The sequence below is a fragment of the Nocardia sp. NPDC003693 genome (genome assembly GCF_053981095.1).
The window spans coordinates 34,309-58,176 of record NZ_JBSFNO010000011.1 but is presented as its reverse complement, the minus strand read 5'-3'; the positions used below and the strand labels follow the sequence as shown (position 1 = coordinate 58,176).

At 69.4% G+C, this 23,868-nt stretch carries 20 protein-coding genes; 10 read left to right on the top strand and 10 right to left on the bottom strand.

Features of this window, described 5'->3' with window-relative positions:
• Nucleotides 1-11: 11 nt before the first annotated feature.
• Nucleotides 12-893: a helix-turn-helix domain-containing protein gene (locus ACWDOP_RS14790; protein WP_454203367.1), complete on the top strand. Its 882-nt coding sequence runs from the start codon at nucleotides 12-14 to the stop codon at nucleotides 891-893.
• On the top strand, nucleotides 890-1,102 hold the full coding sequence (locus ACWDOP_RS14785) for a DUF397 domain-containing protein (protein ID WP_456345495.1): 213 nt from the start codon (nucleotides 890-892) through the stop codon (nucleotides 1,100-1,102). Before ACWDOP_RS14790 ends, ACWDOP_RS14785 begins: the two co-directional genes overlap by 4 nt.
• 85 nt (nucleotides 1,103-1,187) lie before the next feature.
• On the opposite strand, the gene ACWDOP_RS14780 is transcribed toward ACWDOP_RS14785, so the two are convergent.
• The 6 genes from ACWDOP_RS14780 to ACWDOP_RS14755 all read right to left on the bottom strand — a co-directional run bounded on the left by ACWDOP_RS14780 (nucleotide 1,188) and on the right by ACWDOP_RS14755 (nucleotide 8,275).
• The gene (locus ACWDOP_RS14780; RefSeq protein WP_354985157.1) at nucleotides 1,188-2,219 is read right to left on the bottom strand and encodes an ATP-dependent 6-phosphofructokinase; all 1,032 of its coding nucleotides are present in this window, start codon (nucleotides 2,217-2,219) and stop codon (nucleotides 1,188-1,190) included.
• Between the two features lie 100 nt (nucleotides 2,220-2,319).
• On the bottom strand, nucleotides 2,320-3,240 hold the full coding sequence (locus ACWDOP_RS14775; protein WP_456345494.1) for a hypothetical protein: 921 nt from the start codon (nucleotides 3,238-3,240) through the stop codon (nucleotides 2,320-2,322).
• A 134-nt stretch (nucleotides 3,241-3,374) separates the two neighbouring features.
• The gene (locus ACWDOP_RS14770) at nucleotides 3,375-4,325 is read right to left on the bottom strand and encodes a hypothetical protein (protein WP_454203370.1); all 951 of its coding nucleotides are present in this window, start codon (nucleotides 4,323-4,325) and stop codon (nucleotides 3,375-3,377) included.
• Nucleotides 4,315-6,063: a serine/threonine-protein kinase gene (locus tag ACWDOP_RS14765; protein WP_456345493.1), complete on the bottom strand. Its 1,749-nt coding sequence runs from the start codon at nucleotides 6,061-6,063 to the stop codon at nucleotides 4,315-4,317. Before ACWDOP_RS14765 ends, ACWDOP_RS14770 begins: the two co-directional genes overlap by 11 nt.
• Nucleotides 6,064-6,119: 56 nt before the next feature.
• Complete coding sequence (locus ACWDOP_RS14760; RefSeq protein ID WP_454203372.1) at nucleotides 6,120-6,806, bottom strand: response regulator; 687 nt, start codon at nucleotides 6,804-6,806, stop codon at nucleotides 6,120-6,122.
• A complete protein-coding gene (locus ACWDOP_RS14755; protein ID WP_456345492.1) occupies nucleotides 6,803-8,275 on the bottom strand; it encodes a sensor histidine kinase in 1,473 nt (490 codons plus the stop codon). The genes ACWDOP_RS14760 and ACWDOP_RS14755 overlap by 4 nt, the downstream gene beginning before the upstream one ends.
• A gap of 189 nt (nucleotides 8,276-8,464) precedes the next feature.
• Between ACWDOP_RS14755 and ACWDOP_RS14750 the strand changes: the two genes are divergently transcribed.
• The 5 genes from ACWDOP_RS14750 (at nucleotide 8,465) to gatB (ending at nucleotide 15,381) form a co-directional block, all read left to right on the top strand.
• Nucleotides 8,465-8,794 (top strand): hypothetical protein, encoded by a 330-nt coding sequence (locus ACWDOP_RS14750; protein ID WP_456345491.1) that lies wholly within the window; start codon nucleotides 8,465-8,467, stop codon nucleotides 8,792-8,794.
• Between the two features lie 30 nt (nucleotides 8,795-8,824).
• Nucleotides 8,825-9,580 carry an ABC transporter ATP-binding protein gene (locus ACWDOP_RS14745; protein WP_454203375.1) on the top strand — a complete coding sequence of 252 codons (756 nt, stop codon included), beginning with the start codon at nucleotides 8,825-8,827 and terminating at the stop codon, nucleotides 9,578-9,580.
• Entirely contained in the window at nucleotides 9,577-12,072 is a 2,496-nt protein-coding gene (locus ACWDOP_RS14740) for an FtsX-like permease family protein (RefSeq protein WP_456345490.1), read from the top strand. The genes ACWDOP_RS14745 and ACWDOP_RS14740 overlap by 4 nt, the downstream gene beginning before the upstream one ends.
• A gap of 247 nt (nucleotides 12,073-12,319) precedes the next feature.
• Complete coding sequence (locus ACWDOP_RS14735) at nucleotides 12,320-13,696, top strand: alpha/beta hydrolase family protein (protein WP_456345489.1); 1,377 nt, start codon at nucleotides 12,320-12,322, stop codon at nucleotides 13,694-13,696.
• Between the two features lie 173 nt (nucleotides 13,697-13,869).
• Complete coding sequence (gatB, locus tag ACWDOP_RS14730) at nucleotides 13,870-15,381, top strand: Asp-tRNA(Asn)/Glu-tRNA(Gln) amidotransferase subunit GatB (protein ID WP_454203378.1); 1,512 nt, start codon at nucleotides 13,870-13,872, stop codon at nucleotides 15,379-15,381.
• A 303-nt stretch (nucleotides 15,382-15,684) separates the two neighbouring features.
• On the opposite strand, the gene ACWDOP_RS14725 is transcribed toward gatB, so the two are convergent.
• Nucleotides 15,685-16,833, bottom strand: a complete 1,149-nt coding sequence (locus ACWDOP_RS14725) for a PQQ-dependent sugar dehydrogenase (protein ID WP_456345488.1) — start codon at nucleotides 16,831-16,833, stop codon at nucleotides 15,685-15,687.
• Between the two features lie 136 nt (nucleotides 16,834-16,969).
• Here ACWDOP_RS14725 and ACWDOP_RS14720 point away from each other — a divergent pair, with 136 nt between their 5' ends.
• Nucleotides 16,970-17,896 (top strand): DoxX family membrane protein, encoded by a 927-nt coding sequence (locus tag ACWDOP_RS14720; RefSeq protein WP_454203380.1) that lies wholly within the window; start codon nucleotides 16,970-16,972, stop codon nucleotides 17,894-17,896.
• A gap of 250 nt (nucleotides 17,897-18,146) precedes the next feature.
• Here the strand turns inward: ACWDOP_RS14720 and ACWDOP_RS14715 are convergent, their stop codons facing one another.
• The 3 genes from ACWDOP_RS14715 to ACWDOP_RS14705 form a co-directional block, all read right to left on the bottom strand.
• Nucleotides 18,147-18,446 (bottom strand): hypothetical protein, encoded by a 300-nt coding sequence (locus tag ACWDOP_RS14715; protein WP_456345487.1) that lies wholly within the window; start codon nucleotides 18,444-18,446, stop codon nucleotides 18,147-18,149.
• Nucleotides 18,447-18,457: 11 nt separating this feature from the next.
• Nucleotides 18,458-20,299: a dihydroxy-acid dehydratase gene (gene ilvD, locus ACWDOP_RS14710; protein WP_454203382.1), complete on the bottom strand. Its 1,842-nt coding sequence runs from the start codon at nucleotides 20,297-20,299 to the stop codon at nucleotides 18,458-18,460.
• 150 nt (nucleotides 20,300-20,449) lie between these two features.
• On the bottom strand, nucleotides 20,450-20,938 hold the full coding sequence (locus tag ACWDOP_RS14705; RefSeq protein ID WP_456345486.1) for a PH domain-containing protein: 489 nt from the start codon (nucleotides 20,936-20,938) through the stop codon (nucleotides 20,450-20,452).
• A gap of 372 nt (nucleotides 20,939-21,310) precedes the next feature.
• Between ACWDOP_RS14705 and ACWDOP_RS14700 the strand changes: the two genes are divergently transcribed.
• Nucleotides 21,311-23,260, top strand: a complete 1,950-nt coding sequence (locus ACWDOP_RS14700) for an acetolactate synthase large subunit (RefSeq protein ID WP_456345485.1) — start codon at nucleotides 21,311-21,313, stop codon at nucleotides 23,258-23,260.
• The gene (gene ilvN, locus ACWDOP_RS14695; RefSeq protein ID WP_454203385.1) at nucleotides 23,257-23,760 is read left to right on the top strand and encodes an acetolactate synthase small subunit; all 504 of its coding nucleotides are present in this window, start codon (nucleotides 23,257-23,259) and stop codon (nucleotides 23,758-23,760) included. The genes ACWDOP_RS14700 and ilvN overlap by 4 nt, the downstream gene beginning before the upstream one ends.
• Nucleotides 23,761-23,868 lie beyond the last annotated feature (108 nt).

Below are 23,868 nucleotides of genomic sequence, written 5' to 3'. Positions count from 1 at the left end.
GGGAGGACTCGATGTCCGATCATGGTTCCACTCTGCCGCGCCGCCAGCTGGGCCGATATCTGCGCGAAGGGCGCATGCAGTGCAACATGACGATCGCTGAAGCCGCGACGCTGATGGAATGGAGCGAGTCGAAACTCCAGCGGCTGGAAACCGGTAACGCGGAGAAGATCCGGGTCCTGGACATCCGGGAACTGTGCCGCGTCTACGACTTCGACGGCGAGTTCAGCGCCGCCGTCCTGAGTCTGGCCCAGCAGGCCAGCGTCAAGTCCTGGTGGCACGAATACGACGACATCGTCCCCGAGGGCTTCAACGTGTATGTGGGCCTGGAGGCCTCGGCCCGCGGCCTGGTCTCCTATCAGCCCGACCTCATCCCCGGCCTCATGCAGACCGCGGAGTACGCGCGCGTGCTCATCGGCGATTACTGGCCGGATGCTGAACGCGATCAAATCGACCGCAGAGTGCAGTTGAAGACCCGCAGACAGAGTCTGCTGACCCGCAAACGTCACCCCGCGAGCCTCGATGTCATCGTCCACGAAACCGCGTTACGCAGGGTCGTTGGCAATCCGAAGGTGATGGCGGCGCAGCTGCGGCACGTCGCCGACATGTCGACACTCCCAATGATCGCTGTGCGTGTACTACCCTTCTCCGCGGGCGTTCCCATCGGGCATTCCGTGGGGCCGTTCGTGATTCTGGACTTCGGCCGGGACGGCGGAAACCGACCGGTCGAGCCCACGGTGGTGTACCTGGAGAATTTCCTCGGCGACCTCTACCTGGAAAAGCAGGCCGCGGTCGATCGTTATCGCCAGGCATACCAGGCTCTCCAGCGTTCGGCGCTGGACGAGGCGAGCAGTAGAGACCTCTTGCGGAAGGCAGCGAAGGAGTACGCGACGTGAACGTCGAACCGTCCGGCGTCAGATGGTTCAAGACCGCCCACAGCACCGGAGCCAAGGAATGCGTGGAGATCGCGTTCCTGGACACCGGTGTGGGAGTACGGGACAGCAAGAACCCCACCGGCCCGGCCCTGGTATTCGGCCCGGCCGAATGGGATCGCTTCACCGCCGCGCTGACTCGGGGTCGATTCGACCACCGAGGCGCGGTATAGACCGAATAATGTCAAAATAGGAGGGCCGCCCCACGCAGGTGGGGCGGCCCAAATATTTCCGGTCCACGCGCCGGCGCGCTCGCGATCAGCCGAAGAACGCGGCCGCCTCGCGATACCGGTCCTGCGGAACGAGTTTGAGCTGCTTGGTCGCCTCCGACAGCGGCACCAGCGCCACATCGTTGCCGTGCAGCGCCACCATCTGCCCGAAGTTCCCGGCGTGCACCGCCTCCGCGGCGTGCACCCCGAAGCGGGTCGCAAGCACCCGGTCGTACGGTGTCGGCGTACCGCCGCGCTGCACATGGCCGAGCACGGTCACCCGCACCTCCTTGCCGATGCGCCGCTCGATCTCCGGCGCGAGCTGCTGCGCGACACCGGTGAACTTCACGTGCCCGAATTCGTCGATGCCGCCGTCGCGCAGCGACATCGAGTCCGGCGCGGGCATGGCGCCCTCGGCCACCACGCAGATGAAATGCGAATCCCCGCGCTGGAAGCGCCGTTTCACCATCGCGCAGACCTCGTCCACGTCGAAAGGCACCTCCGGCACCAGGGTCAGGTGCGCGCCGGAGGCGATACCGCAGTTCATCGCGATCCAGCCCGCGTGCCGTCCCATGACCTCCACGAGCATGACCCGCTGATGCGATTCGGCCGTGGTGTGCAGCCGGTCGATGGCCTCGGTGGCGATGGCCACGGCGGTGTCGTGCCCGAAGGTGGTGTCGGTGCAGTCGATGTCGTTGTCGATGGTCTTGGGCACGCCGACGACCGGCACGCCCTCCTCGGCCAGCCAGCTGGCGGCGGTGAGGGTGCCCTCGCCGCCGATGGGGATGAGGGCGTCGATGCCGTTGTCGTCCAGGGTCTGCTTGATGCGGGGCAGGCCGGCGCGCAGGATGTCCGGATTGGTGCGAGCGGTGCCGAGGATGGTGCCGCCCTTGGTGAGCAGGCGATCGGTGCGGTCGTTGTTCAGGATCTGGATCTTTCGATCCTCGAGTAGCCCGCGCCACCCGTCCTGGAAGCCGACGATGGCATCACCCCAGCGTCCGTTCGCGGTACGAACGACAGCACGGATCACCGCGTTCAGCCCTGGGCAGTCTCCGCCTCCGGTCAAGACTCCGATGCGCATGCGCCCTATCTTGCCCGTAGTTCGGGTTACCGTCAGGTTCACCCCCGGGAACCCCAGGTCAACGCACTACCAACCGACCGACCGGTGTGCGATGGGGTGATCAGGAACCGCCCGCGCAGCGCCCGCCGCGCAATTCGTCCAGGTGCTTGCCGACCAGCGTGGAGATCTTGGTCAGCATCGTGGTCCCCTCGTCGAAGGAGCCCGAATCGGGCTGTGCCGCAATCACCACCGCCAGCAGGCCGCCGTCCACGGGTATCAACCCGAACTGGCGGACCAGGTAGCTGCCGCCGGTGTCGGGACCCCAGCCGCCCTTGAACTCCGCCCCGGTGAGCGTGCCGAGTCCCCAGCGCTGCCCCGAGCTGATCTTGCCCATGAGCGAGGTCACCGCGTCCGCCTCCGGGAGGCAGGGTAGTCGCGCGGCGAAGGTGAGCTGATCGTCGACCGACCAATCGGCCTGCCCGAAGGCCGAGTAGTCCGTGCGGGTGCGCGTGGCGGGCACCTCGGTGACCGAGTCGCCACCCTCGCGCAACACCTCCTCGACATCGGCCGCAGCCGTCGCCCCCGAGCCCAGGGCCTGCCACAGCGTGTCTGCCGCGGCGTTGTCCGAATAGGTGATGGCCGCGTTCGCCGAACTCGCCAGCCCGGCGTTAGCGCGCAGCGCGGCCAGCGACAGCGGCACCTTCATGGTCGACCAGGCCGGACCGCTGCGCCAATCGCCCAGGGTGAGTGCGCGATCGCCGCCCACGGGCAGCAGCGCCAAGGCCACCTCGCCCTTCAGCGTCGGCTGCAGGTCGTTGATGAACTCCCAGGCCAGCGTGCCGGGCACCGTCACCAGCGGGGTGGCGGCCGCACCGGTCTTCGTGGTGGCCGTGGTGGTCGGCTCGGGCACCATGAGCGGGTCGCTGCCGCCGCATCCGGCCAGCACGCCCGCCAGCAGCGTCACCGCCGCGCACACGGCGCCGCGTGCGCTACGGCGGCGGCGTACGCCCTGTTCAGCGGATCGCGCATACGGTGCGGCCACCCCGATACCTCCAGTTCCGGGGAATCGGCGCGCCCGCGTTTTTCAGCGGACACGCCGATACCCGTCAATCGCAAGGATTGTGGTGGGTCGCGGCGGCGGGGTCAAATGCGGTGCGTATGGGCGCTTTTCGAACCCTACGGCTCGCAGAGTCCGCCGCGTAGTTCCGTAAGGTGTTCCCCGAGCAGCAATGCCATCCGGTCCATCATGTCGGTGGCGTCCTCGAAGGTGCCCGACGCGGGTTCGGCGGCGAGCGCCACCGCGACCGGACCGCCGAGGGTGGGGATCAGCCCGAACTGGCGCACGGTGTACATGCCGGTGTCGTCGTCGGGACCCCAGCCGCCCTTGAACTCCGCGCGGAACAGATGGCCCAGACCCCAACTCTGGCTGGGGGTTATCTCGCTCATCAGCGAGATGACCGAATTCGCCCGCGGCAGGCAGGGCAGTCGCGCCGCGAACCGCACCTGATCGGTCAGCGTCCAGTCGGTGGCGCCGAAGGAGAGCAGTTCGTCCGAGCCCACGGTGGCGAGCCGGGTGTGCCGCATGCCCACATCGGTGTAGTCGTCCCCGGCCTCGTGCAGAATGGCCTGCACCGCGTCGGCGGCCTCGTCATCGGTGCCGAGCGAGTTCCAAAGCTGCTGCGCCGCATCGTTGTCGGAGTAGGTGATGGCGGCCTCGGCGACCTCGCGCAGATCGCGGTCCTTGCGCAGCGCGGCCAGCGCGAGCGGCACCTTGATGGTGGACCAGGCGATCCCGGACGACCAGTTGCCGAGCACGGTCATCTCGCCGCCGCCGACCGGCATCACGGCCAGTCCCATGCGACCGTCCAGCGCGGCCTGCAACTCCGCGAAATCCACCGCGAGGCTGACCGATTTCGGCAGATCGAACAGATCGGGCAGGTTCGGCGCGATCATCGACAGGTTCGAGGCGCCGGCCTCGGCGACCGGGAGCGCCTCGGCGGGGTTCGCGGGTTCGGCCGGGCCCGGGGTGCCCGCCTGCACGCCGCAGGCGGAGACCGCCAGCAGCGTCGCGACGGCAACGCACCGCGCAAAGGCCTTGCGACAGGCCGGAATAGGGTCAGTAGACATACACCACCGCGTTCTCACCACCGATGCAGGTGACCAATTTCCCTGTCGCCGTGCAGTTCATCGTGTAGGCCCGATTGGTCACCGGGCTCACGGCCACAACACTACTTGCCGAACCCGGTCGTCCCGCAGTCGAGTCGGCATACACCCGGCGTACCTCTTCCGCGAAAGGGCAACTGGTAACGGTGGATCCGATGGCCGAGCCGGTGAAACCGTTGAGCACCGGGTACACCACCGGGCACGGCGTCGCGCCCGCCGGCAACTGCACCGCGGTGCTCGTCGGGGCGGTCGTGACGGTCGTTCTCGGTTGCGACTGCGGCGCGGTGTAGCCCGGCCCCACCGGCGCCGCTGTCGTCGGAGAGTCTTCGTTGCGGGCGCTGTCCAGGACTTGCCAGCCCACCGCACCGGCGATGGCCGCGACCGCGACCACCAGGACGCCGATCGCGGCCGGCACCGCCACCGACCTGCGGCGCGTCCGGTAGGCGGGTGGCGGGGCGGGGTCGTAGCGCGGATGATCGGAGGTCGGGTACAGCGACGGATCGGGTGTCGGGGCGTACGGGAAATCCTGCTGCGGTCCGTGCGCGTGCCCCCAGACCGGCGCCTGCGGCTGCGCGGGCCGGGCACTCTGCGGCAGCGGCTGGTAGTGGAAGTCGCTGACCCGCACCACGGTCGGATCGGACGGCACGATGATCGGCAGATCCGAGGTCGCGGGCGGCTCGCCCTGATCGGTGTAGGGCGGGAAGGCGCCCGTCGAGTACGGCCCGAAGGTGCCGGTATTGCGTTGCACCACCGTGGGATCCGAACTCGGCACCGGCAGCACCGAGGTGGGCTGCGCGGGGGGCGGCTGGTTCGGCGGCGGCACCGTGCGGCCGGGCTGCACCGGCGGTGGGGGCGGCGGGGCGACCGCGCCGCCGGCCAGCGCCATCCGGGCCGCGCGCGCGAACTCGCCCGCGGTCAGGAAGCGGTCGTTGGGATCCTTCGCCAGCGCCCGCGCCACCACCGTGTCCAGCGCGTCCGGGATGCCGCCGCGCTGCGCGCTCGGCCGCGGCGGCGGCTCGGACAGGTGCGCCCGGATCAGCGCGCTCACATTGTGCGCGGGGAAAGGCTTGTTGCCGGTGAGGCATTCGTGCAGCACGCACCCGAGGGAGTAGATGTCGGCGCGGCCGGTGACCGGGCCGGTGTCGAACCGCTCGGGGGCCATGTACGCGTAGGAGCCGACGGCCGTGCCCGCCACGGTGATGGCCGTGTCGCCCTCGGTGCGGGCGATGCCGAAGTCCGCCAGGTAGGCGAAGTCGGCCTCGGTCACCAGCACATTGGCGGGTTTGACATCACGGTGCACCAGGCCCGAGTAGTGCGCGGCGTCCAGCGCCGCGGCGACCTGCTCGACGAAACCCACCGCGCGCCAGGGCGGCAGCGGCCCGTTGTCGTCGAGCAGACTGCGCAGATCCTGTCCGCGCACGAGCCGCATGTCGATGTACAGCACACCGTCGATCTCGCCCCAGTCGTGGATGGGGATGATGTGCGGTTCGGCCAGCCGGGCGGCGGCCTGCGATTCGCGGCGGAAACGTTCCTGGTAGGAGGGGTCTTTCGCGAGCTCGGCGGGTAGCAGCTTGAGGGCGACGACCCGATCCTTGGACGTGTCGTAGGCCTCGTAGACCTCTCCCATGCCGCCCCTGCCGAGCAACGAGCGCAACTCGTACGGCCCGAACCGGCCGCCCGCGCGCGAAGGCGGTGCATCCACCCCGTCAAACCTCCAACTCCCGGATCGGTCACGGCGAAGCGCCCGCGACCAACCCCTCAGGACCTGGATTCTCCTGGGGAAACCACACCGTGGTCAAACGCGAAGACGATCGCCGCGGCCCGGTCTCGTAACCCGAGCTTCCCGAATATGTGTCCTACGTGGCTTTTCACCGTCACCTCGGAGATACCCAGGTCGCGCGCGATCTCGCCGTTCAGCCGGCCGCGCCCGATCAGCTCGAGCACCTCGAGTTCGCGCACGGTGAGATCGGACAGGGACCGCTCGCTCGGGACCGGCGCCGGTCGCACCGAGCGGTAGGCGCTCAGCACCCGGGGGGTGACCGAGGGATCGAGCCAGGAACCGCCGCCGGCGACCGTGCGGGTCGCGCGGATCAGATCCTCGGCGGGGGAGTCCTTGAGCAGGAAGCCCGCGGCGCCCGCCCGCAGTGCGCCCGAGAGCAATTGGTCGTCGTCGAAGGTGGTCAGCACCAGGACCGGCGGTGGATCCGGCCGGGTGCGCAGGGTCCGGGTGGCCTCGATGCCGCCGATGCGCTTCATCCGCAGATCCATGAGCACCACGTCGGGCCGGTGCGTGGCGATCGCGGCGGGCACCTCGTCGCCATCGGAGCATTCGCTGACCGCGAAACCGTCACGGCGGCGCAGGATTCGGCGCAGCCCACCGCGCACCAGCTCCTGATCGTCCACGACCAGAACGGCGATGAGCTCGTCGTCGGCTCGGTCGGTCACCGTTCCCCCTCGGCGTGTGTGGTCGGCAGCAGTTGTTCCGTTGCGGCCGTTGACTTCTCGGCATCGGTGCGGTTGCTCTCGGGCCCGGTGTCCTCGTCCGCGCGCTTGCGGGTCATGGACTGCAGCACCGTCCACAGCGAATCCTCGGCGACGGCGGCCATGCACGCGAGCTGGCCGCTGGTCAGCGGTATGCGAGCGTGCACGTGCCAGCCGTCCGCCAGCGGTCCGGAGGTCAGGGTGCCCCCGAGCAGCGCCGCGCGCTGGCGCATTCCCGAGATGCCCATGCCGCGACCGGTCCGCGGCAGCGCGCCCGCGGCCAAAGTGTTGCGCACCTCGACCGCGACCTCCTTGGCGCTGAGCACGATGCGCACCGTCGCGCGTGCACCGGGCGCGTGCTTGGCGATGTTGGACAGCGACTCCTGGCTTATCCGGTACAGGGCCAGGCCGATTCCCGCGGACACCCGCGTGGTGTCGCCGCACAGCGAGTAGTCCACGTTCATGCCCGCGCGCACGAAGTCCTCGACCAGTTCGGGGATGTCCTCGAGCCCGGGTTCGGGTGTCTGCGAGGCGGGCCGCTGATCGAGCAGGCCCACCGTGCGCCGGATATCGGCCATGGCCTGGCGGCCCAGACGCTCGGCGTCCGCCAGCGCGTCCACCGCCTCGTCCACGTCGCGATCGGTCTGCAGCGCGTGCCGGGCCGCGGTGACGTGCAACAGCGTGATGCTCAGCGAATGGGCGATGACGTCGTGCACCTCGCGGGCGATACGCCTGCGTTCCTCGTCGGCGGCCTGCAGCGCGCGCACCTCCTGGTACTCGCGTTCCTGGTACAGGTAGCGGCGCTGATAGTTCATCATCTGCCCGGTCATCCAGCCGCACAGCACCGCGAAGCCGTAGATCGGCAGGCCCAGGTCGACGTGCCCGATGGACTCGAAGAACATCAGTTGCGCGATCATCGTCAGCGCGACCGGGATGCTGACGATCATCGGGGCGATGGCGGCGACCTCGCCGGCCACGGCGATGAGGATGAACGGCGCCGCGTCGTTCTGCACCGGCTGGGCCAGGAACAACGCCACCGCGGTGAGGGTCAGCGCGGTCAGCAGCAGCGGTTTGGGCATGACGTCGAAGAGCACGTGCAGCGGCCAGTGCGCCAGGGTCAGCAACGCCGCGACGAAGGGCAGCACGCTGGGCAGATAGCCCTCCCCGATCCGCTGCCCGACCGCGATCAGCGCGATCGCGAGCACCACGACGTCGATGAGGAACACGACCTGGCTGGGATAGCCGAACCCGGTCCGCTCGACATTCATTCGGAACTGTTCGACCGGATGACGGGCGAACAGCCGGATGCGCTGCCCGCACTCGCGCAGCGTGAGCCCCGTGCCGCCCAACGCGCGCCCGGCCGAGCCGACCTTGCGCCCGACCGCGCCCAGTGCGCGCCCGACCGAGGTGGGGGTGGCGCCTGTCACGTTCATTCTGCAAGGCTAATGGCCGCATTGGACGGCGTACATCGTTCGCGGGCAGGGGCCGGTCTCCTACCGGGGTAGGAGGCCAAGTCGGGTCCGCGGCACGACGACATCGCGACGACGTCTCCGTAGCGTCATGACCATCGCCACCGTGCTCGGATCCGGACGGATCCGCAGCGAGACGAAAGGCTGGGGGACATGACCTGGGCAGACCTGCACGCTCGCACCGATATCCTGCACACCGTCCTGGACCGTGCGGCACGAAATCCCGCCGACCCGAACCTGTTTCACGCGCTGCCGGAGCTGGATCGGCTCTTCGGCGGCCCGGACGGCGTACTGCTCGCGCTGCGGCACCGATGGGAGAACCACCTCGGAGTGAAATTGGAAAGCGCACTGGCCGAAGGCAAGTCGGCGATCGAGGTCCACCGTGAACTCGCCGCCGAACAGCCCGCCCTGCGCGCGGTACTGGACACCTACGACACCGATCAGCTCTACTTCCGGCCGCGCGTGCGCGCACTGGCCGGCTGATCCGCCAGAGGGAACACGAGGGGAACGACCATGCTGGAATTGACCGACGTCACCAAGGAATACCGGATCGGCGGGCAGAGTGTGCGCGCGCTGGACGGCATCAGCCTGCGCATCGAACCGGGGGAGTTCACCGCGATCATCGGTCCGTCGGGCTCGGGCAAGAGCACGCTGCTGCATCTGCTCGGGGCACTCGATTCGCCGGGTTCGGGATCGATTCGGTTCCAGGGCAAGGAAATCGGTGATCTCGACGACGATCGGCAGTCCGAATTCCGGCGGCATCAGGTCGGTTTCATCTTCCAGTTCTTCAATCTCCTGCCCACACTGACCGCGTGGGAGAACGTCGCCATCCCGAAGCTGCTGGACGGCACCGGATTACGCAAGGCCAAGCCGCGCGCGCTCGAACTGCTGGACCTGGTCGGACTGGGCGAGCGCGCCGAACACCGCCCGGCCGAACTCTCCGGCGGCCAGATGCAGCGCGTCGCGGTGGCCCGGGCGCTGATCATGGATCCGCCGCTGATCCTGGCCGACGAGCCCACCGGCAACCTGGACTCCAAGACCGGTGAGTCCATCCTGCAGCTGCTCGGCGACATCACCCGCCAGGGCAACTCCGTGGTCATGGTGACCCACGACATGGGCGCGGTGCGCTACTGCGACCGCGTGATCACCCTGCGGGACGGCAAGATCGGCGCCACCGAGCGGGTGCAGCGCACCGACGACGGCGAGGTGCGTACGGTGCCCGAGACCGGCGCCGCCGAGACCGACGGCGCGGGTGTGGTGCGCGCATGATCGGAGCGATGTGGGATCGCCTGCGGCTGTTCAATATCGGTGAACTGCTCGCACACCGCGGCCGGACCCTGCTGTCCATGGTGGTCATGGGCGTCTCGGCCGGCCTGCTGGTCGCGGTCTTCAGTATTTCCGGATCCATCACCGGATCGGTGGACAAACTCACCCGCAGCCTGGGCGGCAACGCCGTGCTGGAGATCACCGGCGTCACCGACGCGGGCTTCGATCAGGCACTGCTGCAACAGATTCGATCCACCCCCGGGGTCGGGACCGCGGTGCCCATGGTGCGCCAGGGGATCGGTTCGGGCGAGAGCCGCGCGCTGCTGATCGGCGCGGACGCGAGCATCGCCCAGCTCGGCAACGATCTGGGCGGACCACTCGAAGCGCAGGCGGGCAAGCTGCTCACCGTGCCCAACGGGGTGCTCGTCGGCTCGGCCATGGGGCATCACGAGGGCGACAAGGTGCGGCTCGGCGCGGCGGACGCGACCGTGGTCGGCGTGATCGACGACGAGACCTCGTCGAAGATCAACGGCGGGCACATCGTCATCGCGACTCTGCCGGTCGCGCAGAAGATCGCCGATCACACCGGCAAGCTGGACTCGGTGCAGATCCTGGCCGCGCCCGGCGCCGAGGTGGACGCGCTGCGCACGGCGCTGACCGACGTGGTGGCCGGTCGCGCCGTGGTCGCCGACCCGGATCTGCGCAGCGCGCAGGCGGGCGGTTCGGTGCAACTGGTGCGCTACTCCACCCTCGCGTCCTCGGCGGCGGCGCTCATCGTCTCCGCGTTCCTGATCTACAACGCCATGAGTATGGCCGTGGCGCAACGCCGCCCGATGCTGTCGCTGCTGCGCGCCATCGGCGGCCGGCGCACGCCCATGGTGCTCGGCCTGCTGGTGGAGGCCGCGCTGCTGGGCCTGATCGGCGGTCTCGTCGGCTCGGTCGTCGGCATCTTCATGGGCCGCGTATCCATCGGCAGGCTGCCCGCGGCGATCGTGCAGTCGGTGGAGTCGCGGACCGAGTACATGGTGCCCGGCTACGCCGTTCCGGTGGCCCTGGCCGCGTGCGTGCTGGCCAGTGTGGCGGCGGCCGCCATCGCCGCCCGCCAGGTGTACAAGGTCGCGCCCATCGAGGCGCTCGCCCCGGTCGGCACCTCCTCCGCCGACGCGGTCAAACCGCTGCTGCGCTGGGCCGCCCTGGCCGCGGGTCTGGCCGCGATCGTGGCGGGGGTCTTCATCGCCAACGCCGACATCGGCAGGCTGTCGCTGGCCGCCATCTCGACCTCCATCGCGGGCGCGGTGCTGGTGTGCTTCGCCGCCACCGGGCCGATCGTGCGCGTCATCGGCGCGGTGTCCCGGCTCTTCGGCGCACCGGGAGCGCTCGGGTCGACCACGGTCGAACGCGCCCCGCGCCGGGTGTGGGCGACCGCCATGACCGTCATGATCGGCGTCACCGCCGTGGTGGCCATGGGCAACGCCTCCCGCGACATGGTGGACGCGGCGGGCTCGACCTTCGAAGGACTCAGCCGCACCGACGTTTTCGTCAGCGCCACCGCCATGGAGCAGTTCCCGACCGGCCCGATCCTGCCCGCCGATCTCAAGGACAGGATCCGCGCCATCCCGGGGGTCGAGGACGCGGGCGCGGCGCAGATGGCCTTCGCGACGCTCGGCCGCGGCCGAGTCATGTTGCAGGGCTACGAGGGTGGCGTCGCCCGCAGCTCGGCGCTGGAGGGCACCACCGAGGCCGACCTGGCGCGCATGGCGCGGGGCGAGGGCGTGGTCATCTCCCGTGACGTCGCGCGGCAGCTGGACGTGAACGTCGGCTCGACGCTGCAATTGCCCACGCCCACCGGCATTCACGACGTGACCGTGCTGCGGGTGGTCCCGTACTTCTCGGCCATCGCGGGGATCGTGGTGCTGGACCTGGACATCCTGCGGCAGTGGTACCAGCGGTCGGGCGAGACCATCATCGGCGTCGACTTCGTGCCCGGCGCGGATCCCGACGTCGTGCTGGCCGCGGTGCGCGCGGCGGTCCCGGCCGAGTTCCAGGTCGAGACCGGCGCGAGCGCGCTGGCCGCCATTTCCGGCAGCATCCGCCAGGGCAGCTCCATCAGCGCGGCCATTCTCTGGATCGTCGTGTTGGTGGCGACCGTCGCCCTGCTCAACACGCTGATGCTCTCGGTGCTCGAACGTCGTCGCGAACTGGGTGTGCTGCGGGCGATGGGTACCAGTCGCCGGTTCCTGCTGCGCAGCGTGCTCGCGGAGGCCGCCGGAATCGGATTCGTCGGCGCCGCACTGGGTTTGGTCGTCGGCTCCGGCGTGCACTACCTGGCGACCGTCGCGCTCGGCAACGCCATCTCCATCGACATCGGCTACCGGCCCAGCCCGCTGCTGCTGATCTACGCGGTGGTCGCGCTGGCGCTGGCGCTACTGGGGTCGATTCCACCGGCGGTGCGGGCGGCGCGCCTGCCCATCGTGGAGGCCATCGCGCTGGACTGAGAGCGGTACCGCTCGGTGCATGCGGGGGCGTATCGGCCAGGTCGGCGATACGCCCCCGCCGGCATTCGGCAACCCGGGCGATTCACCGCCGGCATGGCTCGGGCGGCGGCGCGAGACCCGCCGGGCGCAGCGCCGTTGGCTATTGGTCGTCGAGCACACGGCCGATGGCGGCGGCGCGATCTCGGCCGCGTTCGCCCATGACCTGCGGCGACCGAGGTTCGGACACGGCGTCGGTAGGGTGGCGCGTATGCGGAGTGGGCGACTGATCACGATGGCGCTGTTCGCGGTTGCCGCGATGGTGGCGGGTTGCGGGCAGGATTCCGAACCGAGTTCACCGACCGAGGGCGAGTGGCACGGGGGCATCCAGACCCCCGGTGCGCCACTCGACATCGGGGTGACCTTCACCTCGGACGGGGCCACCATCGACATCCCGGTGCAGGGCTTGGCCGCCGCGCCGCTGAAGGATGTGCGGTCCGAGCCGGACGATGTGCAGTGGGCCATCGCGGACGTCCCGGGGGACCCGAAGTTCAAGGGACGCTTCGACTCCGCGAGCGACACCATCGTCGGTGACTTCACCCAGGCGGGCCAGAGCTTCGCGCTCACCCTCGAGCGCGGTCGGGTCGCGCCGATCGCGCGGCCCCAGGAACCAAAGCCGCCGTACCCCTATCGGTCCGAGGATGTGAGCTATCGCAACGGCGAAGTGACCATCGCGGGCACGCTCACCACCCCCGAGGGCACGGGACCGTTCCCGGCGGTGCTGCTGATCACCGGCAGCGGACCGCAGGATCGCAACGAAGAACTCATGGGGCACAAGCCCTTCCTGCTGCTCGCGGACACCCTCACCCGCGCGGGATACGCGGTGCTGCGCGCGGACGACCGCGGGGTCGGCGGCACCGGCGGCAAGCTCGACGACGCGACCTACGACGACCTCACCGCCGATGTCGCGGCGGGCGTGGGCTTCCTGCGCGCTCGCTCCGACATCGACCGGGACCGCGTCGGACTGCTCGGGCACAGCGAGGGCGGCTACCTCGCGCCCAAGACCGCCGCCCGCCCGGACAGCGGCGTCGCGTTCGTCATCTCCATGGCCGGTCCCGGCGTCTCCGGTCGCGATGTGCTGATCGAGCAGAACAGGGTGATCCTCACCGCGGGCGGGGCGACGCCCGAGGAGGTCGACGCCCAGGTGCGGTACGTCACCGAGTGGACCGAGGTGCTCGCGCGCGGCGATCTCGCCGGGGCCAAGCAGGTTCAGTTGCGGCACAACGAGTCCGTGCCCGCTGAACAGCGGCAGTCCGAGGCCGCCCTGGACGCGGTGAACACGACGTACATGGCATCGTTCCTGGGCTACGACCCCGCGCCGGACCTGTCGGCGCTGCGTATCCCGGTCTTCGCGTTCTTCGGCGACAAGGACGTGCAGGTCCCGCCCGCGCAGAGCGCCGAGCCCATGCGGGCGCTGCTGGCAGGCACCGACTCGACCGTGAAGGTCTACCCGGGGCTCAACCACCTCATGCAGCCAGCGCCCACCGGGCAGGTCGCCGAGTACGTCACCATCGAGACGACCATCGCGCCCGAGGTACTGACCGACGTGACCGCCTGGCTGACCCAGCGGTTCCCGCCGAAGAAGTAGGAGCAGCCGCTCTCGCGGGTCGCCGAGCGATTCGCGTCGGGATTTCGACCGTCCGGAACTCATGTCGCGCCTCATACCCCGTGACGTGCCGGGATCCCTGCGGTCCGCTCCTGACCCGGCCATCGTCGGGGCCGTGGCGGTTCGTACGGCACGCGACTCATAGGATGGTCCTCATGAGTGCAGCCACGGTCGAGTTGATGGATTACGCCGACGTCATCACCCGCTACGAGCCGGTGCTGGGCATGGAGGTCCACGTCGAACTGGGCACCGCGACCAAGATGTTCTGCGGCTGCCCGACCGAGTTCGGCGCCGCGCCCAACACCCAGGTGTGCCCGGTCTGCCTGGGCCTGCCCGGGTCGCTGCCGGTGGTGAACGAGAAGGCGGTCGAATCCGCGATTCGCATCGGCCTGGCGCTGAACTGCTCCATCACCCCGTGGGGCCGGTTCGCCCGCAAGAACTACTTCTACCCGGACCAGCCAAAGAACTACCAGATCAGCCAGTACGACGAGCCCATCGCGACCGACGGCTACCTCGACGTGGTGCTCGACGACGGCGAGATCTTCCGCGTCGAGATCGAGCGCGCGCACATGGAGGAGGACACCGGCAAGTCCACCCACATGGGCGGCGCGACCGGGCGCATCCACGGCGCCTCGCACTCGCTGCTGGACTACAACCGCGCCGGGGTGCCGCTCATCGAGATCGTCACCAAGACCATCGAGGGCGCGGGCGAACGCGCACCCGAGGTGGCCCGCGCGTACGTGACCGCGCTGCGCGAGGTCCTCAAGTCGCTGAACGTCTCCGACGTCAAGATGGAGCAGGGCTCGCTGCGCTGCGACGCCAACGTCTCGCTGATGCCGGTGGGCGCCAAGGAATTCGGCACCCGCACCGAGACCAAGAACGTGAACTCGCTCAAGAGCGTCGAGGTCGCGGTGCGCTACGAGATGCGCCGCCAGGCCGCCGTGCTCGCCGCGGGCGGCACGATCACCATGGAGACCAGGCACTTCCACGAGGGCGACGGCTCCACCTCGGCCGGGCGGCCCAAGGAATCCGCCGAGGACTACCGCTACTTCCCCGAGCCGGACCTCGAGCCGGTCGCGCCGGACGCGGCCTGGGTCGAGGAGCTGCGCGGCACGATCCCCGAGTACCCGTGGCTGCGCCGCGCGCGGATCCAGGCCGACTGGGGCCTGTCCGACGAGGTGTTCCGCGACCTGGTCAACGCCGACGCGCTCGATCTGATCATCGCGACGGTGGACGCCGGGGCCTCGGTGGACGCCGCCCGCTCGTGGTGGGTCGCCTACCTCACCGAGAAGGCCAAGGGGCTCGAGGTCGCGCTCGACGAGCTGCCCATCACCCCGAAGCAGGTCGCCGAGGTGGCCGCGCTGGTCGAGGCCAAGACCATCAACAACAAGACCGCCAAGCAGGTCGTCGACTTCGTCCTGGCCGGCGAGGGCGAGCCCGCCGCGATCATCGAGGCCAAGGGCCTGGGCATGGTCAGCGACGACTCGGCCCTCGAGGCCGAGGTCCAGAAGGCCCTGGCCGCCAACCCCGACATCGCCGAGAAGATCAAGTCCGGCAAGGTCGCCGCGGCGGGCAAGGTCGTGGGCGACGTCATGAAGGCCACTCGCGGCCAGGCCGACGCGGCCCGCGTGCGCGAACTGGTCCTGGCCGCCTGCGGCGTGTCGTAGCCCGGATCCCGCGTCCGCTCGAGCGGTCTCACGAATTCGCCTGCGGCGCACGACCCATCCGGTCGTGCGCCGCAGGCGTTTGCGGATATCGGTCACCGCCCGAACGATGTCGACCTCGGCGAACCCCGAGTCGCCGCCGGCGAGCTGTACCGAGACCTGTGACGTACCTTGCCGCGCGGTGTCTGCGGTGCGTCGTGTTCCCGGCGAGTTGTGCACCGGGTGGGCGGTGTCCGGTCGGCCTGTGGCCGCAAAGAACTGTGGCGCACAGCGATCGCTGTGCGCCACAGGATGTCCGGGTGCCGGTTAGTCCGGCCCGCTCCCGCTGCCCGACGACGGCGGCGGGATCCGCACGACGCGATCGTCGTACTGGTTCGGCTGCCCGTCGGTCTTGTTCACGGTCGAGACCCAGATCGTCCCGTCGCCGCCCATGGCCGCGCCGTCCAGTCGGCCGTACTTGTCCTGGGCGTACAGCGAGGGGGCCGCGGTCACCGCGTGCGTTTCCTTGTCGGCCTGCGCGATCGCCAGGGCATTCTGATTGGTGAGGGAGATCGCCACCCCGTCCGAGGCCGCCGCGCACCCGGCCACGCCGGGCCGATCGGGCCAGCTCCACGCCACCGACGCGGTGCCGTCCCCGGCCACGCGCTGCAGCCGGTCCTCGGTGGCGGTGCGGTCGGTGACCCAGATCGAATCGGCGTGATCGGAGCACACGCCACCGGCGGTCCCGATGCCGGCGAGCATGACCTGCGCCGACGCGCCGGGCGCGGGGCCGGTGACGCTCAACAGCTTTCCGGCCAGCGAGCCGTTGTCGGCGGCGGCGCCGGGATTGCCGGTGTCACCGGTCAGCACCAGCATCCTGTCGCCGGAATGGAAGTCGATCGAGCCGCGATTGCCGGTGGCGCCCTTGGGGATTCCGGTGAGAATCGGCTTGGCCTCACCGCCCTCGAGCGACACACGCACCACGCGGTTGTCGCTGCCGGTGGTGGTGTAGGCGTAGATGAGCCCGTCCTCGCCGAAGCTGGGGGACAGGGTCAGGGAGGTCAGACCGCCGTCGCCGGCCGGATCCACCGGCACCTTGGCGACCTCGACCGGCGCGGGCGGCTCACCCTCGTCGGTGGCGACCACCTTGAGGATGCGGCCGGTGAGCCGCTCACCCACCAGCGCGCTCACCCCGTCGGGCAGCGACACCAGCCCGCCGGTGGTGTCCAGGCACGAAACCACCACGGCCGGATCGGGATCCACACACGGCAGATCGGGGCGCTTGGCCGAGGAGGAGGGCGCCTTGGGATCCTTGGTGCCCAGATCCGCGTCCTGCCAGGCGGGCTCGGTCGTGAAGGGGCTCGAGGCGCTATCGTCGAAGCGGGCGCAGCCGGACAGCAGTACGGCACCGAGGGTCACGACGAGCGCGACTTTCCGCGCGCCCACCCCGACACGGCCGCCAGCAACCAAACTCATGCTCCAGACGTTACGGAAAACCCGGCGCGGATGCGCGGACGGGGGTGGGCCATTCTTCGCAGGCCCGACGAACTGGACGGTGGACACGCCCGCGACTGTCGTGTGCGGAGCGCTTCGGACGCATACTCTGACCCGCGTGACAGAGAAGCCTAACGAGCCGTCCACCGGTGCGCCGGGCGGCGAAACGCCCGCGGCCGCACCTCGGCCGGTAGGTGCACCGGTCAGCAGTCCCTACGATTCGCCGACCGAGCAGTTCACCACCTCCGGTTCGCTACCCGCCTTCACCAAGGACCAGCCCGCCAAGGACCTCCCGCGCACCGACGAGGATCTGGGCCTGGATCCGGAGGTGCCGATCTACTCCGCGGTCAAGGAGGAGAGCACCGCCGGTTCGGGCGTGTCGGGCGCGGGCGACGCCACCGCGACGCCCGATGCCACCGCTCCCACCTACGCGTTCGCCAGCATCCCGCCCGCCCCGCCCGGACCGGGCGAGTCGAACGGCAGGCTGCGCCGGCGCGGCGACGATCGGCGCGGTACCCTCGACCTCGGACTCCTGCTGCTGCGCTTGATGATCGGCGGCACCTTCATCTACCACGGCCTGCAGAAGCTGACCGGCTGGTTCAACGGCCCCGGCCTCGAAGGCACCCGCGACATGATGGAGAGCGGCGGCTGGAAGCACCCGGACATCGCCGCGAGCCTGCTGATGGTCGGCGAGCTCGGCGGCGGCATCCTGATCGTGCTGGGCCTGGCCACCCCCCTGGCCGCCGGCGCGGTGCTGGCGGTGATCCTCGACGCCTGGATGTGGAAACAGGGCATGATCCCCGGCTTCCAGTACAACGCGGGCACCCAGTCCGGCGTGGAGATCGACTCGATCCTGGCCGGCGCGGCCGCCGCCCTGATCCTGACCGGACCCGGCCGCCTCTCCCTCGACCGCAACCGCGGCTGGGCGACCCGCCCCTTCCTCGGTTCCCTGGCGGCCCTGGTGGCCGCGATCGCCGCCGCGGTCGCGACCTACATCTACCTCCACGGCGGCAATCCACTGACCGGCATCGGCCCCTTCAACTGACCCGAAACATCGAAACGGCCCGGGGATCTGCCGGATCCCCGGGCCGTTTCATGTCCTGCGACGGCTCCGCGTGGCTGATTGTCGGCGCGGGTATCGCGCTCGAGCGAGGGTTCACAGGGTTCGTGGGAAAATCCCGCGAGCGTCCTACTCCCGCTTCGTCGGGTGCCAGGTCCCGAGGGGGTACGCGGGGAAGCCCCCGCGTACCTTCTCTCATCCCATGGGGGTCAGGGCTTGCCCCCGCGAAACCTCCTCACCACTGAGTGGCGTTGAACCGCTCCCATTCCTGGAACGTCTCCTGGTGCAACCGCAGCACCTCACCCGACTTCGAGTCGATCTCCGCGTTCAGCATCGCGCGATGCTGATTGATCCGCGCCGCGTCGGCGGGGGCGGCGAACAGCTCGGCGTTGTCGAGCTCGCGCGCCTCGGCGGCGAGTTCCTCCGCCTCGGCGAGCAACTCGCGCGCGCGGGTGTTGCGCAGATCGGAGCGCTCCAACATGGCCGAGTACTCGGCCAGCATCGTGTCGGCCTTGCCGACGTATTCGATTGTCATCTCAGCTCTTTCTACGGCACGTGCCGCACGGCGCCCTTGTCGGCGGAGGTGGCGAGCGCGGCGTAGGCGCGCAGGGCGGTGGTCACCGGGCGCTCCCGGTTCACCGGCTGCCACGGACGCTCGGAGGCTTCCATCTTCGCGCGGCGCTCGGCCAGCACGGCGTCGTCGACCAGCAGTTCCAGCGCGCGGGTGTGCACGTCGATCCGGATGCGGTCGCCGTTCTCGATCAGGCCGATCGCGCCGCCGCCCGCCGCCTCGGGCGACATGTGCCCGATCGACAGACCCGAGGTGCCGCCGGAGAACCGGCCGTCGGTGATGAGCGCGCAGACCTTGCCCAGACCCATGCCCTTGAGGAACGAGGTGGGGTGCAGCATCTCCTGCATACCCGGACCGCCCTTGGGGCCCTCGTAGCGGACCACGACCACGTCGCCGGGCTGAATCTTCTTGCCCAGGATCAGCGAAACGGCCTCCTCCTGGGATTCGACCACCACGGCCGGACCCTCGAAGGTGAACAGTTCCTCGTCGATGCCCGCGGTCTTGAGGATCGCGCCGTCGAGCGCGATGTTGCCGCGCAGCACGCACAGCCCGCCCTCGACCGTGTAGGCGTTGGCGATATCGCGGATGCAGCCGCCGACCGCGTCGGTGTCCAGCGAGGACCAGCGGTTGTCGGTGGAGAACGGCTCGGTGGTGCGCACGCCGCCCGGCGCGGCGTGGAAGAGCTCGATGGCCTCGTCGGAAGCCTTGCCGGAGCGGATATCCCACTCGTCCAGCCACTCGTCGAACGAGGCGGTGTGCACGGTGCTGACGTCGGTCTCGAGCAGGCCGCCGCGGCGCAATTCGCCGAGCAGGGCCGGGATTCCGCCGGCGCGGTGCACATCCTCCATGTGGTAATCGGAGTTGGGCGAGACCTTGGACAGGCACGGCACCCGGCGCGAGATCGCGTCGATGTCGGACAGATCGAAGGCGATCTCGCCCTCCTGCGCCGCGGCCAGGGTGTGCAGCACCGTGTTGGTGGAGCCGCCCATCGCCACGTCCAGGGCCATCGCGTTGCGGAAAGCCTTGACGTTGGCGATGTTTCGCGGCAGCACCGAGGCGTCGTCGTCGCGGTACCAGCGATTGGCCGCCTCCACGATGACCCGGCCGGCCCGCTCGAACAGCGCCCGGCGCGCGGAGTGCGTGGCGAGGGTGGAGCCGTTGCCCGGCAGCGCCAGGCCCAGGGCCTCGGTGAGGCAGTTCATGGAGTTGGCGGTGAACATGCCCGAGCACGAGCCACAGGTCGGGCACGCGCTGCGCTCGACCTCGCTCAGGCCCTCCTCGGACACGGCCTGCGAGGCGCTGGCGGAGATGGCGGTGATGAGGTCGGTCGGGGCGTGCGCCACACCGTCCACCACGACGGCCTTGCCGGCCTCCATCGGACCGCCCGAGACGAACACGGCCGGGATGTTCAGCCGCATCGCGGCGTTCAGCATGCCGGGAGTGATCTTGTCGCAGTTGGAGATGCAGACCAGGGCGTCGGCGGTGTGCGCGTTGGCCATGTACTCGACCGAGTCGGCGATGATCTCGCGCGAGGGCAGCGAGTACAGCATGCCGCCGTGACCCATCGCGATGCCGTCGTCGACCGCGATGGTGTGGAACTCGCGCGGTACGCCGCCCGCCGCCCGGACCGCCTCGGCCACGATCTCGCCGACGTCCTTCAGATGCACGTGGCCGGGGACGAACTGGGTGTACGAGTTCGCGATGGCGACGATCGGCTTACCGAAGTCGGAGTCGGTCAGGCCCGTCGCGCGCCATAGCGAGCGAGCGCCCGCGGCGTTGCGTCCGACGGTGGTGGTTCGTGAGCGAAGCGGTGGCATGAGTTTCGGGTCCTCGGATTTCTCGTCGCAGGGGGCTGTTCGGCGACTGCGCCGCATAGGTCGGCGGGGTGCACAACGTTACTCCCGCGCCCGGTAATCCCCGTCAGCGGCCGAAACCTCGCACCCCCGGCGCGCGGCGGGTGCGGATGGCTAGGCGTTCTTGTCGCCCTCGACGCCGTTGCCGCCCTCGGCTTTCGGGGTCTGCTCGCCCGGCGTGGCGTCCTCGTCCGCCACCGCCTCGATGTCTTCGGCATCCTCCGCCGCGTCCGCGTCCAGCGGTTCCACGAACGGATCCGGGATGCGCCCGTTGGACGCCTCGACCAGCGCCGAGAGCCGGTCGTAGCTCACGCCCGGCAGGCTCGCGTCCGAGTCGTCGGCCAGATGCAGTTGCAGCCAGCCACGTTTGGGGATGCGCAGCCCGCGCACGTCCGCCCAGTCGATGTGCCGGCTCGAGAACATGCTCCGGGTGTCGATGCCCGATTCGGAGACCTTCGTCCGGGATCGTTCGATCCACACCGCCAGCGCGATCGGTATGGCGAACAACACCCACAGCACCTTCGGCGCCCCGAAGAACGGGAAAGCCACGGAGAACAGCAGGAGGAAGACCCCGAGATGCGCGAGTCTCGGGAGCCGGATCACGCGACCCGTGTCCGATCCTGAGTCGGGCGTGTGGGACGATCGAGCCGGTGGCACGGACTGATGCGGTGATGACACACCCCCATCCTCGCATTGTGTTGAACGAACCCGAACAACCGCTCTGTCTCACATAATGAGACACACATGGTCAGATGTTTGACTCAGCGGCTCATGCACACATACCGTCGTGCGCGTGAATCGATTCGAGTTGCTCGTAATCGGCCGGCGCGTCCAGCGCTGAGCCGACGACTATAGGTCTATTACGTCAGCTCGCAGCTGCGACGCGCCACCCTCGAACAGCCATGGCTGTCGAGGGCTTTTTTGTGTTCAGGCAAGCCCATGAACTCCGAACGACAGAGCAGTAAGGAACAGACGGTGAGCGCACCTACCGCCCGACCCGGGCCCTCGGCCCGACGGCCCGCGCCCGCGGCCCCCGCGGCCCCGGCTCCGGCCACCCCGAATCGTCGCCAGGTCCCGCCCGAGCGGGTCACCGGCGCGCAGTCTGTTGTCCGCTCCCTCGAGGAGCTCGGCGTCGACACGGTATTCGGTATTCCGGGCGGTGCGATTCTTCCGGTCTACGACCCGCTGTTCGACTCGGTCAAGGTCCGCCACGTGCTGGTTCGCCACGAGCAGGGCGGCGGCCACGCGGCCACCGGCTACGCCCAGGCCACCGGCAAGGTCGGTGTGTGTATGGCCACGTCCGGTCCGGGCGCGACCAACCTGGTGACCCCGATCGCCGACGCGCAGATGGACTCGGTCCCGCTGGTGGCGATCACCGGTCAGGTCGGCCGCAGCCTCATCGGCACCGACGCGTTCCAGGAAGCCGACATCTCCGGCATCACCATGGCGTGTACCAAGCACAACTTCCTGGTGACCGACCCGATCGACATCCCGCGCATGCTCGCCGAGGCGTTCTACCTGGCCGCTTCCGGCCGCCCGGGCGCGGTCCTGGTCGACATCCCCAAGGACGTGCTGCAGGCCCAGACGACCTTCAGCTGGCCGCCGGAGATGCGCCTGCCCGGCTACCGTCCGGTCACCAAGCCGCACGGCAAGCAGGTGCGCGAGGCCGCCCGCATGATCATGGAAGCCAAGGCGCCCGTGCTCTACGTCGGCGGCGGCGTCATCAAGGCCGACGCGCACGCGGAGCTGCTCGAGCTGGCGGAACTGACCGGCATCCCGGTCGTGACCACCCTCATGGCCCGCGGCTCGTTCCCCGACACGCACACCCTGAACATGGGCATGCCCGGCATGCACGGCACCGTCGGCGCCGTCGCGGCCCTGCAGAAGTCGGACCTGCTGATCACCCTCGGCGCGCGTTTCGACGACCGCGTCACCGGTCAGCTGAATTCCTTCGCGCCGCACGCCAAGGTCATCCACGCCGACATCGACCCGGCCGAGATCGGCAAGAACCGGCACGCGGACGTCCCGATCGTGGGCGACTGCCGCGAGGTCATCGCCGAGCTGATCGAGACCCTCAAGTCCGATCCGGCCGCCGGTGACGCGCCGCTGCTGAACCTCACCGAGTGGTGGACCTACCTGTCCGGCGTGCGCGATCAGTACCCGCTGGGCTGGAAGACCCCGTCCGACGGTTCGCTCTCGCCCGAGTACGTGATCGAGACCCTGGGCCGGCTCGCCGGTCCCGACGCGATCTACTGCGCGGGCGTGGGCCAGCACCAGATGTGGGCCGCCCAGTTCATCAAGTACGAGAAGCCGCGCACCTGGCTGAACTCCGGTGGCCTGGGCACCATGGGCTACTCGGTCCCGGCCGCCATGGGCGCCAAGATGGGCATGCCGGACCGCGAGGTCTGGGCCATCGACGGCGACGGCTGCTTCCAGATGACCAATCAGGAACTGGCCACCTGTGCCGTCGAGGGCGTGCCGATCAAGGTCGCGCTGATCAACAACGGCAACCTGGGCATGGTCCGCCAGTGGCAGACCCTGTTCTACGAGCAGCGGTACTCCAACACCGATCTGGGCACGCACACCCTGCGCATCCCGGACTTCGTGAAGCTCGCGGAAGCCCTGGGCTGCCACGGCATTCGCGTGGAGAAGGAAGAGGATGTCGAGGCCGCGATCCGCGAGGCGCAGTCGATCAACGACCGGCCCGTGGTGATCGATTTCATCGTCGGCAAGGACGCGCAGGTGTGGCCGATGGTCGCCGCCGGCACCTCCAACGACGAGATCATGGCCGCGCGCGGCATCCGCCCGCTGTTCGACGACGACGAGGCGATCGACGAGCCCGCGGTGATCCACGAGGCCATGTCGCACGAGAAGGCCACGCTCACCGCCCACGAGAAGGCCGCCCAGAAGGGGACCGAGGAATGAGCACGACCCACACCCTCTCCGTGCTGGTGGAGGACAAGCCCGGCGTGCTCGCGCGCGTCGCGTCGCTGTTCTCCCGCCGCGGCTTCAATATCGAGTCGCTCGCCGTGGGCGGTACCGAGATCCCCGAGATCTCGCGCATGACCATCGTCGTCACGGTCGAGGATCTGCCGCTCGAGCAGGTGACCAAGCAGCTCAACAAGCTGGTCAACGTCATCAAGATCGTCGAGCAGGACAACGAGAGTTCGGTTGCCCGCGAACTGATCCTGGTGAAGGTGCGCGCGGACGCCAGTGTGCGCACCCAGGTCATCGAGGCCGTGAACCTGTTCCGCGCCAAGGTGATCGATGTCTCGCCCGACGCGCTCACCATCGAGGCGACCGGTACCCGTTCCAAGCTCGACGCACTGCTGCGCATGATGGAGCCGTACGGCATCCGTGAGATCGTGCAGTCCGGAGTCGTCGCGGTGGGTCGCGGACCCAAGTCCATCACCGCAACTCGCTAGTAACCGGCCGCCCCGGCGGCCAATCGATCGTCATCCCGGCAAGCTGTGCCGGGATACACATAGCTCAGACACAGAATCCAAGAAGGAGAACCCAAAGTGGCAGTCGAG